The 14192-nt window shown below is 64.1% G+C and carries 22 protein-coding genes; 21 read left to right on the top strand and 1 reads right to left on the bottom strand.

Annotation, left to right across the window (positions count from 1 at the left end; genetic code table 11):
• The first annotated feature begins 12 nt into the window (after positions 1-12).
• The 18 genes from AC6CHL_RS08350 (at position 13) to AC6CHL_RS08265 (ending at position 12495) form a co-directional block, all read left to right on the top strand.
• Positions 13-303, top strand: a complete 291-nt coding sequence (locus AC6CHL_RS08350) for a hypothetical protein (protein WP_498294132.1) — start codon at positions 13-15, stop codon at positions 301-303.
• Positions 303-662, top strand: a complete 360-nt coding sequence (locus tag AC6CHL_RS08345) for a PDDEXK family nuclease (protein WP_369968321.1) — start codon at positions 303-305, stop codon at positions 660-662. The genes AC6CHL_RS08350 and AC6CHL_RS08345 overlap by 1 nt, the downstream gene beginning before the upstream one ends.
• Positions 662-877, top strand: a complete 216-nt coding sequence (locus tag AC6CHL_RS08340; protein ID WP_498294131.1) for a hypothetical protein — start codon at positions 662-664, stop codon at positions 875-877. The genes AC6CHL_RS08345 and AC6CHL_RS08340 overlap by 1 nt, the downstream gene beginning before the upstream one ends.
• A complete protein-coding gene (locus AC6CHL_RS08335; protein WP_498294130.1) occupies positions 877-1251 on the top strand; it encodes an HNH endonuclease in 375 nt (124 codons plus the stop codon). The genes AC6CHL_RS08340 and AC6CHL_RS08335 overlap by 1 nt, the downstream gene beginning before the upstream one ends.
• Positions 1252-1366: 115 nt before the next feature.
• Complete coding sequence (locus AC6CHL_RS08330; protein WP_498294129.1) at positions 1367-1744, top strand: hypothetical protein; 378 nt, start codon at positions 1367-1369, stop codon at positions 1742-1744.
• Positions 1701-3581, top strand: a complete 1881-nt coding sequence (locus tag AC6CHL_RS08325; RefSeq protein WP_498294128.1) for a terminase large subunit — start codon at positions 1701-1703, stop codon at positions 3579-3581. The genes AC6CHL_RS08330 and AC6CHL_RS08325 overlap by 44 nt, the downstream gene beginning before the upstream one ends.
• A gap of 8 nt (positions 3582-3589) precedes the next feature.
• A complete protein-coding gene (locus AC6CHL_RS08320) occupies positions 3590-4861 on the top strand; it encodes a phage portal protein (RefSeq protein ID WP_498294127.1) in 1272 nt (423 codons plus the stop codon).
• Positions 4839-5681 (top strand): head maturation protease, ClpP-related, encoded by an 843-nt coding sequence (locus AC6CHL_RS08315; RefSeq protein WP_498294126.1) that lies wholly within the window; start codon positions 4839-4841, stop codon positions 5679-5681. Before AC6CHL_RS08320 ends, AC6CHL_RS08315 begins: the two co-directional genes overlap by 23 nt.
• A gap of 11 nt (positions 5682-5692) precedes the next feature.
• Positions 5693-6940 (top strand): phage major capsid protein, encoded by a 1248-nt coding sequence (locus AC6CHL_RS08310; RefSeq protein WP_498294125.1) that lies wholly within the window; start codon positions 5693-5695, stop codon positions 6938-6940.
• A gap of 60 nt (positions 6941-7000) precedes the next feature.
• Positions 7001-7501: a hypothetical protein gene (locus tag AC6CHL_RS08305; RefSeq protein ID WP_498294124.1), complete on the top strand. Its 501-nt coding sequence runs from the start codon at positions 7001-7003 to the stop codon at positions 7499-7501.
• 3 nt (positions 7502-7504) lie between these two features.
• Positions 7505-7984, top strand: coding sequence for a head-tail connector protein (locus tag AC6CHL_RS08300; RefSeq protein WP_498294123.1), 480 nt, complete (start codon positions 7505-7507; stop codon positions 7982-7984).
• The gene (locus AC6CHL_RS08295) at positions 7981-8316 is read left to right on the top strand and encodes a phage head closure protein (protein ID WP_498294122.1); all 336 of its coding nucleotides are present in this window, start codon (positions 7981-7983) and stop codon (positions 8314-8316) included. Before AC6CHL_RS08300 ends, AC6CHL_RS08295 begins: the two co-directional genes overlap by 4 nt.
• Positions 8309-8812, top strand: coding sequence for an HK97-gp10 family putative phage morphogenesis protein (locus AC6CHL_RS08290; RefSeq protein ID WP_498294121.1), 504 nt, complete (start codon positions 8309-8311; stop codon positions 8810-8812). The genes AC6CHL_RS08295 and AC6CHL_RS08290 overlap by 8 nt, the downstream gene beginning before the upstream one ends.
• Complete coding sequence (gene gp17 / locus AC6CHL_RS08285) at positions 8809-9174, top strand: tail completion protein gp17 (RefSeq protein WP_498294120.1); 366 nt, start codon at positions 8809-8811, stop codon at positions 9172-9174. The genes AC6CHL_RS08290 and gp17 overlap by 4 nt, the downstream gene beginning before the upstream one ends.
• An 84-nt stretch (positions 9175-9258) precedes the next feature.
• Positions 9259-9729: a phage tail tube protein gene (locus AC6CHL_RS08280; RefSeq protein ID WP_313244061.1), complete on the top strand. Its 471-nt coding sequence runs from the start codon at positions 9259-9261 to the stop codon at positions 9727-9729.
• 127 nt (positions 9730-9856) lie between these two features.
• On the top strand, positions 9857-10231 hold the full coding sequence (locus tag AC6CHL_RS08275) for a phage tail assembly chaperone family protein, TAC (RefSeq protein ID WP_498294119.1): 375 nt from the start codon (positions 9857-9859) through the stop codon (positions 10229-10231).
• 56 nt (positions 10232-10287) lie between these two features.
• Positions 10288-10524 (top strand): hypothetical protein, encoded by a 237-nt coding sequence (locus AC6CHL_RS08270; protein ID WP_498294118.1) that lies wholly within the window; start codon positions 10288-10290, stop codon positions 10522-10524.
• 3 nt (positions 10525-10527) lie between these two features.
• Positions 10528-12495: a hypothetical protein gene (locus AC6CHL_RS08265; protein WP_498294117.1), complete on the top strand. Its 1968-nt coding sequence runs from the start codon at positions 10528-10530 to the stop codon at positions 12493-12495.
• Here AC6CHL_RS08265 and AC6CHL_RS08260 read toward each other — a convergent pair.
• Positions 12492-12878: a hypothetical protein gene (locus AC6CHL_RS08260; protein WP_498294116.1), complete on the bottom strand. Its 387-nt coding sequence runs from the start codon at positions 12876-12878 to the stop codon at positions 12492-12494. The genes AC6CHL_RS08265 and AC6CHL_RS08260 overlap by 4 nt on opposite strands.
• Between AC6CHL_RS08260 and AC6CHL_RS08255 the strand changes: the two genes are divergently transcribed.
• Genes AC6CHL_RS08255 through AC6CHL_RS08245 form a run of 3 tightly spaced genes read left to right on the top strand, consistent with a single transcriptional unit; the run spans position 12871 to position 14162 of the window.
• Positions 12871-13116, top strand: a complete 246-nt coding sequence (locus AC6CHL_RS08255) for a hypothetical protein (RefSeq protein WP_498294115.1) — start codon at positions 12871-12873, stop codon at positions 13114-13116. The genes AC6CHL_RS08260 and AC6CHL_RS08255 overlap by 8 nt on opposite strands.
• Positions 13110-13868 carry a hypothetical protein gene (locus tag AC6CHL_RS08250; protein WP_498294114.1) on the top strand — a complete coding sequence of 253 codons (759 nt, stop codon included), beginning with the start codon at positions 13110-13112 and terminating at the stop codon, positions 13866-13868. The genes AC6CHL_RS08255 and AC6CHL_RS08250 overlap by 7 nt, the downstream gene beginning before the upstream one ends.
• A 54-nt stretch (positions 13869-13922) precedes the next feature.
• Positions 13923-14162, top strand: a complete 240-nt coding sequence (locus tag AC6CHL_RS08245; protein ID WP_313244067.1) for a hypothetical protein — start codon at positions 13923-13925, stop codon at positions 14160-14162.
• Positions 14163-14192 lie beyond the last annotated feature (30 nt).

The raw sequence follows: 14192 nt of genomic DNA, 5'->3' as shown, positions 1-14192 counted from the left end.
CCGGAGATCATCATGGCCCGTACCATCAAACTGCTGGGCGTGACCCTGTGGCCGCCGCTGTCCGCCCGCCTGCGCGACCTTGAGGCGCGCGTGGTGCATGCGGAGAGCAGCATCGCAACGACCACTGGCCACGTGTTGCCTGCTCTCAATGAGCGCATCGATGAGGTAGACCGCGCGGCGGGCACGGTTACCCGAGGGCTGGACTCCCGGGTGATCGCTCTTGAGCAGCGCCTGTCGGCGGCCAAGCCGGTTCTGGCCGTAGCCAAGCGTAAAGGCACCCGCGCACCCACCCGGCGTCGCTGATGCCGCCGGGCCGCAGCGGCAAGGCGCTGCTGGCGTTGGGCCGGCTCAAGCGCGGCCAGATGAACAAGACCGAGCAGTTATATGCGGCCGAGCTGCAGAGGCTCCAGCACGCCGGCAACGTCCAGTGGTTCCGGTTCGAAGGCATCAAGCTGCGACTGGCCGACAACACGTTCTACACCGCTGACTTCGCGGTGCTGGCCGCCGATGGCGTGTTGGAGATGCACGAGGTCAAGGGGTTCTGGATGGACGACGCCAGGGCCAAGATCAAGATCGCAGCGGACCAGTATCCGCTCCGCTTCGTGGCCGTACGCGCGAAGCCTAAGAAGGATGGAGGCGGCTGGGCCGTCGAGGAATTCTGATGGACGAACGAATTGATCGGTTGGTCACGCTGGCCGAGCAGCAGCACGCAACCGTCGTGGCGCAGGGAGAACAGATTGCATTGCTCACCCAGCACATTGGGCTGCTGACGCAGTCGGTCGTGTTGTTGCTCGGCGAGGAAGCGGGAACGCCAGTTGCCGATGCTGATGCAGATACCCCACCGCCGCGCACAGACTTGGACGGGAACCCGTACTGATGGTTGGGCTGGCAGGTAACCGGCAGACCAAGCGCGCCATGCCCACCAATAGTCGGGCATGGCGCCAACTGCGCGAGAGCATCCTGGTGCGTGATCTCTACCGGTGCCAGGAACACGGCTGCGGAGTGATCTGCGGAGGAAAAGGTCAGGCGCACGTGGACCACGCCGATGGCGATCCCAACAACAACGACCCCAGCAACCTGAGGACGATGTGTGTGGCCTGCCACAGCAGGAAGACCGCGCGCGAGGACGGCGGTTTCGGGAACACCAGCCCGGGTAGAAGCGTGGTGGCTTGCGACGTGGACGGGTGGCCTGTCACGGCCCGGAACGCCAGCGGCATCATCCCGCTGGCGAAGTTATCCACAGAAACCTGAACGAAACGGGGGAGGGGGGGGGTGAAAAGTCGCGGCCGATCAGCCGGCGATACGTGCCCCCCACTTTCTTCGCGCATCCACAGTTGGAAAGACGACCCCCTGAGGGTGGGGATTGATGGCAAATCCGCGAACGCCGGCGGCGAAGGCGGCAGTCTCCGGCGCCGCGGCGAAGAACCCCAAGCGACACAAGAATCGGAAGACCCCGAAGGGTCCCAAGGCAATCGGTCCCCCATACAAGGGGATGACCAAATTCCAGGTGGCCGTGTGGAAGGAGCAGGTCGAGAACATGCCCTGGCTGCATGCCGGCCACCGCCTGTTGCTGCGTCAGGTCTGCATCTTGGGTGCGCGGATGGAGACGGACCCGGAAATGGGGGTATCAGCAATGCAGGCGCTCGGCTCACTGCTTTCCAAATTGGGCGCAACGCCGGTCGATGAGACGAAAGTGAACCATGGCCAAGGCGACGACGAAGACCCAGACGACAAGCATTTCTAACTGTCGGACGAGCGAGTATCCGTTGGCCGTGGTATCGGGCGAGATACTCGCCGGTCCCCACGTGCGGAACGCATGCCTTCGGCACCTAAAAGACCTGGAAGTGGCTGGCGAGCGCGGGCTCTACTTTGACCGCGAGGCCGCCGACAAGAAAATTGCCTTCTTTGAAGAGGTTTTGCGACTCAGCGAGGGCCAGTTCGAAGGCCGGCCGTTCGTCCTGCATCCGAGCCAGGCATTCAAGATCGGCAGCCTATTCGGATGGAAGCAAGCCGATGGCGAGCGTAGGTTTCGCCGTGCATACATCGAGGAAGGGAAGGGCAACGGCAAGTCGCCGATGGCTGGCGGCATCGCTCTGATTGGGCTTTGCGCGGACCAAGAAGCCGGCGCCCAGGTGTACGCGGTGGCATCGCACAAGGACCAGGCAGGAATCTTGTTCCGCGACGCGGTGAAGATGGTCAAGGCTTCACCTGCACTCAAGAAGCGCTTGGCGTTCTCTGGAGGCGAGGGGAAGGAATACAACATCGCGCACCACAAGTCGCAGAGCTACTTCCGCCCGGCGTCCCGGGACGTCGGCAAGACCGGCTCAGGGTATCGGCCCCACTTCGTGCTTGCCGACGAAGTGCACGAAATGGCGGACGGCCGAATCATCGAGATGATGGAGAACGGATTCAAGTTCCGCCGCTCCCCGTTGCTCTTCATGATCACCAACTCCGGCAGCGACCGGAACAGCGTTGCTTGGGCGGAGCATGAGCATGCGGTAAAGGTCGCGGCCGGCAGCCACGAGGCCGTGAACGACCCGGCATTCGTTGGTGAGGTAATCGACGACAAGACGTTTTCTTTCGTCTGCGGCCTTGATGAGGGTGACGATCCACTGGAGGATCCCACCTGCTGGGTGAAGGCGAACCCCATGTTGGGGATCACGATCACCGAGGAATATCTCGCCGGCCGTGTCAGCCAGGCCAAGCAGATACCGAGCAAGCTGAACGAAATTCTGCGCCTCAACTTCTGCATGTGGACCGATGCGGACCAGGCGTGGCTGAGCCGCGACACCGTCGAGCCCGCACTGCAGGAATTCGACCCGGCGGACCACCATGGGGCAAAGATTCACCTCGGGCTAGACCTCTCGCAGAACCGTGACATTACGGCGCTGGGCGCTGTGGTGGAGACGGGGACCACCGATGTGACGGCGGAAGTCGAGGGAAAGAAGCAGGTGGTGAGCAAACCCACGTTTGATGCGTGGGTCGAAGCATGGACGCCAGGGGACACGGTCAAGGCACGTGAGCTTCGGGACAAGCTGCCCTACAGCAACTGGATCAGGAATGGTCACCTGCACGGTCCCAAGGGCCAGACGATCAGCTTCCGGCACGTGGCGCAGACGTTGGCCGAGTACGACCGCGACTACGCCATCGCGCAGGTCGCGTACGACCGTTATGCGTTCCGCAAGTTTGAAGAAGAAGTCAACGACCTGGGGCTGTCGATTGCGTTCGTTGAGCACCCGCAGGGCGGGTTGAAGAAGGGAAAGCCACCCGAAGAGGCCGTCAAGGCTGCGGCGGCGGCAAAGAAACCACCGCCAGACGGATTGTGGATGCCTGGATCGGTTCGCCTATTTGAAGAAGCCCTGCTAGAGGGCCGGATCCGCATCCGAGGAAACCCCGTTCTGGTGTCGGCCATCATGTCGGCCGTCATCGAGAGCGACAAGTGGGAAAACCGCTGGCTGTCAAAGGCTCGCTCGGTCAACAAGATCGATGCGGCAGTCGCTCTGGTGATGGCCTTCGGCTCAGCCCATTCAGCCGTCAAACCTGCCTCCGTGTATGAGCGGCGTGGCATCAGATTTTTATAGGGAGCGCAATGTCCAGGTTCAACGAAGACGCCATTCAGTCGCTGGACCGCTTCTGGAACCCACCGGCCCGGGCGCCGGCACCGCAAGCGACCGAACGTGCAGATGCCGGCCAGTTCCGGGGAATGGATGATCCGGCTCTGCTCGACTTCATGCGGTCCGCCGGTGGCCACGGCAATGGCGGCTACCAGCTACGCAACATGGCGGTGCTGCGGTGCGTATCACTGATCTGCGGGACCATCGGCATGTTGCCGCTGAATGTGATCGAAGCTGGCCCGGGCAAGCGAGTGGCCAGTGAGCATCCAGCACACAGGCTGCTCAGGCTCAAGCCGAATCCGTGGCAGACGCCCATTGAGTTCAAACGGCAGATGGAACTGGCCCGGCAGCGGCACGGCGATGCCTACGCACGCATCGTGTGGTCAGCAGGGCGACCGATCCACTTGATTCCCTTGGAATCCACCTCGGTCCGTGCCGAGCTGGGCGACGATTGGCGCATGCTCTACCGCTACAGCAGCAAGAAGCGCGGTGAAGTGATCCTCAAACAGGAGGATGTGCTGCACGTGCGCGACATTTCGGTCGACGGCATAACAAGCTTGTCCCGGATGAAGCTGGCCGACAGGGCGATCCGCTTGGCGCTGGATGCGGAACGGGCGGCTAGCCGCATCTTTGAGACAGGGAACATGGCAGGCGGCGCCATCGAAGTGCCAGCCGCGCTCAGCGATGAAGCCTACTCACGCATGCGCGTGTCGCTCGACACCGAGTACGCGGGCGCCGCGGCCGCTCAAAAATGGATGCTGCTGGAGGAGGGCGGCAAGGCCAACAAGTTTGGCAGCACGGCGCAGGAGGCCCAGCACGTCGAGAATCGTAACGCCCAGGTTGAAGAAGTGGCCCGTCTGTTCGGCGTCCCGCGGCCGCTTCTGTTCCTGGACGACACCAGCTGGGGCAGCGGCATCGAGCAGCTCGGCATTTTCTTCCTGCAGTACACGATGCTTGAGCACTTCACGAACTGGGAACAGGCCATCTCCCGCTCGCTGATCGCGGAGCGCGACCTTGAGCGATACCAGCCCAAGTTCAACGTCCGCGCGCTGATGCGAGGCACGCTGAAGGACCAAGCCGACTTCTTTACCAAAGCGCTTGGCTCTGGTGGCACGAGCCCATGGCACACACAGAACGAGATCCGCGAACTGCTGGACTATCCGGAATCGGACCAGGCCGGCGCCAACGATCTGATCAACCCCATGACACAGAAGGGAAAGAGCAATGAGCCTCCGGCAGCTGCCTGAAATCCGCGCCGAGCGCCGGCTGGGCGCGGCCCAGTTCGATATGCGCCCTGACGCGCTGGAGCGTTGGGAGCCCGACGTTCGGGCGGCCAGTACTGGTGATGCCAGCATCTCGATCTACGACCCCATCGGCGAGAACTGGGAAGGTACTGGCGTCACGGCCAAGCGTATTGGTGCTGCGCTGCGAGCTATCGGCGACCGGGATGTGGTAGTGAACATCAACTCCCCGGGCGGCGACTTCTTCGAAGGGGTTGCCATCTACAACCTGTTGCGGGAACACAAAGGCAGCGTCACGGTTCAGGTGATGGGCTTGGCTGCATCTGCTGCCTCGGTCATCGCCATGGCAGCCGATGAGATCCTGATGGGTGACGGTGCCTTCCTGATGATCCACAACGCTTGGGCGGTCGCCGTCGGCAACCGACATGACATGGCCGATGCGGCCAAGTTGCTGGAGCCATTCGACGCCGCGATGGCGAAGGTCTACTCCGCTCGGGCGGGCGTCAGCGTGGCAGAAGCCGCGCGGATGATGGACGAGGAAACATGGATCGGTGCCGCACGGGCGGTCGAGGACGGGTTCGCCGACGGCCTGCTTGATGGCGCTGCAGCGACCAAGGATGGCACCCCGACCGGCGGTGGCCGGAAGGCGCTGGCGATGGTTGAGGCCGCCATGGCAAAGGCTGGCCACTCCCGCTCGATGCGTCGCGACACCCTGAAATCGCTTTTCAACGGCAAGCCGAGCGCTGCCGAATCAGCCAAGCCGAGCGCTGGCACCAGTGAAACCACGGCCCTGCTTCAGGGCCTTCTCGACAACATCAAGGGCTAAGAGGCCGAACAATGAACAAGATGACCCACGGTCGCGTCCCGCGCGGCCTCGTTTCCGTGCGCGCCGATGGCGGCAACCAGCCGGATGTGAAGGCACTGGTGGAAGGCTTGAATAAGGCGTTCGCCGACTTTAAGGCCGAGCACAACAAGCAGCTGGACGAGATCAAGAAGGGCAACGCTGACTCGTTGCAGGCGCTCAAGGTCGACAACATCAACGCCGAGATCAGCCGACTGCAGACGGCAGTCGACCAGGCCAACACCCAGATGGCGGCGTTCCAGATGGGCGGCGGCGGTGCCGACAGTGTGGCCGATGCGGAATATACCAGCGCTTTCCGTGCTCACTTTCGCAAGGGTGAGGTGCAGGCCGCGCTCAACAAGGGTGTTGCCGACGAGGGGGGCTACCTGGCTCCGGTGGAATGGGATCGTTCGATCACCGACCGCCTGGTTATCGTTTCGGACATGCGCAGGCTGGCCACTGTTCAGCCTTGCTCCGGCGCCGGCCTGACCAAGCTGTACAACACCGGCGGCACCGGCTCGGGCTGGGTTGGTGAGGAAGACGCTCGCCCGCAGACCAACACGGCGCAGTTCAAGCCGCTGGGCTTTGGCTGGGGCGAAATCTACGCCAATCCGGCCGCCACCCAACAGCTGCTGGATGACGCCGAGATCAACCTGGAAACCTGGCTGGCCGGCGAAGTGGAGCAGGAGTTCGCCAAGCAGGAAGGGAGCGCATTCTTCTCGGGCAACGGGGTGAACAAGCCGTTCGGCATCCTGACCTACGTGGAGGGTGGCGCCAACGCCGCGAAACACCCGTTCGGTGCGATCAAGGCTGTCAACAGCGGAGCCGCGGCGGCGATCACCAGTGATGGCCTGATCGACCTGATCTACGACCTGCCGTCGGCCTTCACCGCGAATGCGACGTTTGCGATGAACCGCAAGACCCAGGGCACCGTGCGCAAGCTCAAGGATGGCCAGGGCAACTACCTGTGGCAGCCGTCGCTTGTGGCAGGCCAGCCGGCCACCCTGGGCGGCTTCCCGCTCCAGGACGTTGCCGCCATCCCGGACGTGGCCGCCAACGCCACCGCAGTGCTGTTCGGTGACTTCAAGCAGACCTACACCGTCTACGACCGCGTGGGCGTGCGTGTGCTGCGTGATCCGTTCACCAACAAGCCCTACGTGCAGTTCTACACCACCAAGCGCGTGGGTGGCGGTGTGCACAACCCCGAGCCGATGCGCGCCCTGAAGATCGCCGCCGCGGCTTGATCGTCAACTGGCCGGGCGGTATCGCGCCGCCCGGCCCCAATCCGTGATCGAGGTATCTCAATGGCAAAGTTCACCAAACCCTTCCGTGGCGTGCCGCAAGGGGAGGTATATCCCGTCCGGTTCGCTGCCGGCGAGGAATGCCCCGCCGAGCTGGTGGCCGGTGCACTGTCCGTGGGAGCGCTATCCCTGGATACCACGCAGCTTCCTGCCAGCTTGGTAGGTTCGAATACGCTGCCCAGCGCGGTGCCGCTGACCGGCGACGTAGCTGTGAGCCTGGGTGAGGTTGTAAGCCACGCTCACGCAGCTTCGGGCCTGTCCATCGAAGCATGGAATGCATTGGACGAGACGGTCCGTGATGCGGCGCTGAAGGAGTCCATCCAGCAGTTGGCCGTCGCGGCCGAGGCTGGGAATACCTCCGTCGGTGATGGCTCCGTCAGCACCGCTCTGGTGCCTGACAAAGGCGTTCTGATCCAACAGCTGGAAGCGGCAGGGATCGCCTTCGACAAGCGCTGGGGTGTGGACAAACTGGCCGCGGCCCTCGGTGGGGCCGGAAAGGACTGACAGATGAGCCTGATCTCCATCGAGAAAGCCCTGACCCATGTCCGGGTCGAAGATGACTACCCGGTCGAACAGCTGCAATCTGCAGTAGATGGCGCCCAGGATGCAGCTCAGGCATATCTCAATCGGAGGGTGTATCCAAACAAGGATGCACTGGCTGCAGAGCGCGGCGCGTACCCCGCTGCAGTCGGCGTGGCCGCCTCGGCTCGCGACCTCGCAATTGAGTCGGCTGGGCTGATCGAGGACGTCGAACAACGATCAGCGGCCCTGCGCGTTGCCGGCGTCGTGTACCAGGAGGCGATGGCCGAGGCTGCTAAGTGCCTCCATGGGCTGGTCGTGAACCCAAGCATCCTATCCGCCATGCTCCTGACGTTGGGGCACCTGTATGCGAATCGGTCCGATGTAGTGGTCGGTACGCAAGCCATTGAGTTGCCCCAGGGGGCGAAGGCGCTGCTGCGCCCATATCGTCGGGTGATGATGCCATGAGCCTCCAAGACGGTGATCTGACCAGTCGGATCCGCTTTGAACGCAAAGTCAGCGTGCGGGACCCACTGGGCGGCAGCGCGCCGCCACGCTGGGAGTTGGTGGCATCTGTTTGGGCCAAGGCAACCAACAATCTGGCTGCGACCACGGAGATGATCGCGGCAGGTGCGGATAGATACCGCGAGCAGGTGCGCTTCGATATTCGCCCGAGGCTAGTCCAACCCGCGTGGCGAATTGTGTTCCGGGGCAAGGCTTTCGACATCAAGTCCATCGCGCCAAGCAATGATCGCAGCGAGGTCGCCATCCTGGCTGTCGCGGGGATCTCTGATGGCTGAGTCACTCGAAATTCTCGGCTTGGATGGTCTGCTGGTTTCGCTACGTGAGCTACCCAAGGCGGTCCAAGGTAAAGCCGCCCAAGCGGGTATGCGAAAGGGTGGCAACATCATCCGCGACGAGGCTCGAAAGCGTGCCCCACGCGCATCGGGCTTCTTGGCCAAGCAGATCGTCGTGCGCAGAGCCAATGCAAAGAACCGACGAGGTGCAGGGGTAGGAGCCGATGGGGACTACTACACGGTGGGGATCCGCACGGGTAAGCGGATCAAGTACGCGAACACGAAGCGCAACCGGCGGATGCGCCGCGCCGGCAAACTCTACGAGCAAAGCGGCTGGGCGTACTACTGGCGCCACATCGAATTTGGCACCAAGAAGATGGCTGCTAATCCCTTTCTGACGCCGGCAGCCGAAGCAAAAGGGCCGCAGGCGGCGCAGGTGATCATCGATGAGACGTGGGCTGGCATCGACAAACTGATGAAGGCAAGGGGGTGGAAATGATGGTGCCGTTGATCCAGTCGATTCTGGAAGCCAGCGCGCCGGTGCGCGCGCAGCTTGGGGATGATCCCATGCGGCTTTGGCCCAAGGTCGCGCCCGAGGGCGCTGGGCTCCCTTACGCAACCTGGGACGTTGTGGGCGGTGCACCTCTGCCACAGCTCAACGACCCGCCGCCAGCCGATGGCTGGCGTGTCCGCCTCGTGGTTTGGGGTGGCAGCGCCACGGAGGCTAATGCCGCCGCGGTGGCCATCCGGGCTGAGATCGAGCGGCGCGGAGGCATCGAGTCCTACAACCCTTCGCCTGACGACGACAACACCGGCGCCTTCGGCATTTCCTTCGACGTGCGGCTCCTGGCCATCCGGTAGCCACACTCCACTGCAACCCAGCCGCCGGCGCAAGCCGGTTTTTTTGTGCCCGGCGACCGGGCCCCATCCGAGAGGTAAACCCCAATGAGCGTTATCAAGTCCAAGCATACCCAGCTGTTTATCGCGGTCGCTGCGGCCGAGGTCATCAAGGTGACCCGCCTGCGTTCGGTCGGCTTCCCTGACGGCCAGGCGTCGGAAATCGACATTTCCGACTTCGATGATGACTGGGACCAGTTCGTTGCCGGCCGCAAGGCTACTGGCAGCACCACCATCGAGATCAACTACGACGCCACCGACCACGAGAAGATCGAGGCACTGCACACCAGTGGCGCCGTCGTCGACTTCCTGGTCACCGCTCCGAAGTCGGAAACCGCAGGCGTTGAAAAGCCCGTGGCTGTGGATGGCGTGATCACGCCGCCCACCGACGTGGTGTCCAAGCAGTTCAAGGGCTTCGTCCAGAATTTCGCGGTCCAGGTCGCCGACAACGATATCTGGAAGGCCACCATCACCATCCGCGGTTCCGGCGCGGTCACCACCCACCGCCCGGCGCCCTGATCGCGTCGACGGCGCTCTCTCTTTCGGCCCGCCTCGGCGGGCCTTCTTTTTGGTTGGGCGCGCGGGATACCCCGCGTGTTAGCCGTGCGCGGCCTGCGCGCCCAGCCACCACTTCAGGAAACGGCCTATGAGCAAGACCAACGAAACCACGACTGACACCGTCGTCACCCCGCAGACTGTGCTGCAGGCTTTCACCAGCCTGGGCATGTTCGCGTCCAAGGACGTGCACGCTGATACCGTCACCCTCCCGAATGGCGACAAGGCGCAGTTCCACGTGCGCGAACTGCCGGATGCAGAGTTCCGCAAGCTCTGGCAGGACGCAGATCGCGCCAAGCTGATCGCCGCCACCATCTGCGACGAAGACGGTAAGCCCGTGCTGACCGTGGCGCAGGCTGCCCAGCTCAAGCCGGTCATCGCCCACCAGCTGCAGCAGGTGGCGATGAAGCACTCCGGGTTCGGTGGCGAGGCCGAGGAAGTCCAGGCCGAGGCGGGAAACGTCTAAGGCAGCGCGGCGAGGCCTGGTTCTGGCACGTCCTGGCCGGTCACCTGCACCGCACGGTGGCCGAGCTGCGGGCGACCATGTCGCGCCGCGAGTACCTGGAATGGTGGGAGTTCCACAAGCGGAACCCCATCGATCCGGTCAGTCTGCACATCAAGCCGGCCGCCTTCGTTGCCTTCACCACCGCCGCGCACAGCCAGGCCGGCACAAAGCGCGGTATGCAGGACTTCATGGACGTGTTGGTGCCCCGCTCCGATGAGGACGAGGCGCAGGACTGGTTCGACAATTTGGGATAACCCATGGCTGACACTTTCGGACGCTTCGCTGCGCTACCCATCGGCCCGTTGCTGGCCGCGCGCGATGGCGGCCTGACGCTGACCACCACCGCCGCTGCCGACCTCGGCCGCATGGCACGCTCGGACTTCACACTCAGCACTGGCGCCGCCGGGGTTGAGTTCGCTGTCTGGGGTGACGACGTACTGGCCGCCATGGTCGGGGTCGTTTCGCCGGCCGCACCGCTGGAGGCACACCCGGGGGCCAGCGCTGTGGGTATTGGTTGGGAGCTGGCCACCGGGCGGGTGCTGCAGGGCAACGGCGCGATCACCAGCGGGCTGCCGGCGGTGAAGCACGGTGACATGGTGGGACTGCGCCTGACCTTCGGCAGCCCCACGGTGCTGCAGCTGTACCTCAACGGCACGCAGGTGCACCAGCGCGAGATCAACCTGGCTGGGCCGCTGCACTTCGCCGCGACGCTCTCCGCCACCAAGGCGGGTGGGTTGAACATGGCGGTGAACGCAGGGCAGTGGGCAGCGCGTAGCGCCGCAGCAGAGGCTGGCTGGCGGCTCCCTGGTGCCGCGTCGGGCATCACCCGCTTGGCTGATATGGACTGGCTCACGGCGCCCGGTGACAGCCCTGCCAACGCCCGCTACGAAGGATTGCTCGCCGATGGCTTGAGCCTTATCAGCGAGATCAACTTCTGGCCCTGGGGTGGTGACCCTGTGAGCCAAACCAGCGCGGCCGAGTGCGTCGTGCTGGATGCCGATGGGCTGCTGGATGACCTGGCGCTTAGCGGTGGGGCCGGGCTGCCTGTGCAGATCCGGGCCGGCGCCTTGGGCGGCATGCTGGTCGATGCTACCGACGTGTTCCGGTTCACGGTGGACCGGATCGAGATCAACGACGACGGCAGCAAGACGTTCCAGTTCCGGGACGCCCACGACGACCTGGATGCCACCATCAACCGTGGCGTGTTCCTGCCCAACATTCCAGCGCTGGCGTGGAAGCCGCAGCCGGCGGTGATCGGAGCGGTGGCCAGCGTGCCGGCGATGGGCGCCAACTCGGATGCGACGGCCATGTTCGTGGCCGACGGCCCGATCTACGCCGATGCCGTCATGGACCGGGCCGACCTGATGGAGCCCGGCACGTTCACGGTTTCACCCGACGGGCAGCAGCTGCTGATGAAGTCGCCGCCGGTCACGCCGGTGGTGGCCGATGTATCGAGCGTCGGGCCGGGTCAGCAGCCGGCCAGGCTGCGACAGGCGATGGCGGACCTGATGGGGCGCTTGGGCAAGGCCGCATGGTCGGCGGCCGATTGCTCGGCCATTGACGCGGCCACAGGCTACGCCGGTATCGGCTACTACGCCGGTAACGCAGTGACCGGGCGCGACGCCATGAACGCCATGCTGCCGAGCTATGGGGTTGGGTGCTACCAGGACCCGAACGGGGTCCTGCGGTTCGCCCGCGTCGTCGCCCCTGAGACGTTCGACGGCCCGCTCGCGTTCAACCTGAGCGGGCACGACTTGGCCGAGGATCTTCTGGCGGTGCCCGACGATGCCCCGAACCTGACGCGCCGCATGGCCTACCGACCCAACGCGCAGGCGCTGACCGCATCGGACATGGTCACCGACGTGGTGGACGTGCCGCAGGCGCGGCGCGACGAGCTGTCCGGCCTGTTCCGCGCTCAGGTGTACGGCGGTGCGCCGCTCCACCCGCACTACCGGCGGGCCGATTCGGCTGACCCGGTGATTTCGCTGTTCTGGGATGCCGGGGATGCACAGGCGGAGATCGAGCGCGTCGTGGCGATTTACCGCACGCAGCGGTTTTTCTACCGCCTTAGCGTTCGCGGCGACCAGGACCTGGCACCGCAGCCCGGGCAGGTGGGCCGACTGACGTACAACCGGTATGACCTGCACGACGGTAAGCCGGTGCTGGTCCGGCGCGTTGAGCGCAACCCTGCCACGGGGGACGTGGTGCTGACGGTGTGGGGCTAGTCCGCGATCTCTTTGATGTGATCTTCGAGCTGATATGCGTAGTAGGAAATGTCCGACGCCGATTCATACAGACCGGAAACCCACTTAGCCACCGGTGCGTTCACCTGCATACGAAAATGGGCTGAAGCCGATCTGACGGCTGGATCGAAGAACGCAGATTCCAAGATGGTCATCGAGCGCTTCCGACCGTCGAGGGTGGCGTTCTTACTGCGGTCTTTGAGGTAAGCCTTCAAGGCGGTGAGGCGCCCACGAAATTCCTCTATCTCGTATGACCGGCTGTTCTTCAGGCGGTCACCTGCGCGCATCAGGGCCTCAAATTCCTCGTGCACCTTCTGCAGCTCGGCAAGGATGGCCCTTGCCTCTTGGAGTGCTTTCATGTCCATTCAATTCGATCCTGATTCCGGTGTCGTCCGTGTGGAAATCTGTGTGCGGGGAGGCGCCCGAGGTGACCTCAACCGGACCCTTGTCTCGGGGGCCTTGCACACGCTGGAGTCTATTGCCGAAGAGAATCAGGGCGCCGTGAGACGTAAGTTGATTGCGGTGCTTGCAAGCCAGGTTCGCACCCTCAAACGCAACGAGGATGACGTCCGCAATGCGAAGCGGGGCACGGCAGCATGTTGATCGGCTATGGAATTCCACCGGCGTCCGTTGCCCTGGTCGGCGGCACCTGGCTGACCGCCGATGGCGGCGCCGCGCTGTTCGACGGCCGGCCGGCCCGCCGGGCCCGCATCGCGCGTACCGGAGCGCTGGCCATCAACATCACCCTCGCCGAGGCCATTGTGCCGGGCATCATCGCGGTCCTGGGCCTCAACGTGCCGCCGGGCGTACTGGTGACAGCCGCCGGCGCCAGCGCCACGACCATTCGGCTGCCCGACGGCAGCGTGTGCGCCTGGCTGTTCCCAACAGGGAATGCCCTGGTCAGCGCCGTTGCCGTCTCCATCGCCACCGTCGTGACCAACGTGGATGTGGGCGAGATCGCCGTGTTCAGCGCGGTGGACGTGGGCATCGCAGACGGCTGGGCGGTGGCACGCATCGATAGCAGCGCGCACACCCGGACCAAGGGCAGCCAGGTCAACACGGTGCCGGGTCCGACCTACAGAAGGCTGACTGCCACGCTGAGTGGGCGACCGACAGAGGTGGCTCGCAAAGGCGGCTTGGCCGGGACGGATTGGGAGACGCTGGGAACGGCGCTGGCAGGCCGCCGGCGGGGCTGTGTGGTGCCGCAGCATCGGGACATGCTGACCAAGGCGTTTGACCCGCTGCTGGCCGCGCGCACAGCACTGTATGGCTATGCGACCCAGTTGCCGACGGTTGAGAACATCAGCAGGCAGTACTTCAATGGCTACCTGGAGTTTGAAGAGATCCCTGGCTGACCAGCCAAGGGGTGCGTGACACAATCCGTCTACCTCGGACAACGGAACGCACAGATGGTGAAACTGCTGAAGGATCCACAGGAAGGGCCGGGTGTCGGCCGCTCTGCTGCAACTGGAACGCCGGCTGTGGCGGTCATACTGGCGGTAATCGCGCTGGCGCTGGCTGTCGTCGGCTACCTCTCTCTTTCCCCGGGTACGTTGGGTCTCGGCCTGATTGGCCTGGCTGTGTTGCTCTTGGTCGTTGCGCGCCTGATTCAGGCTGACAGGCACCATCGAGAGCGCCAAGCCAAATAGATCCGTATCAAAGCAACCCCGCATATGCCC

Source organism: Stenotrophomonas sp. GQ19, from assembly GCF_059758695.1.
This window is presented reverse-complemented; position numbering and strand designations above follow the sequence as displayed.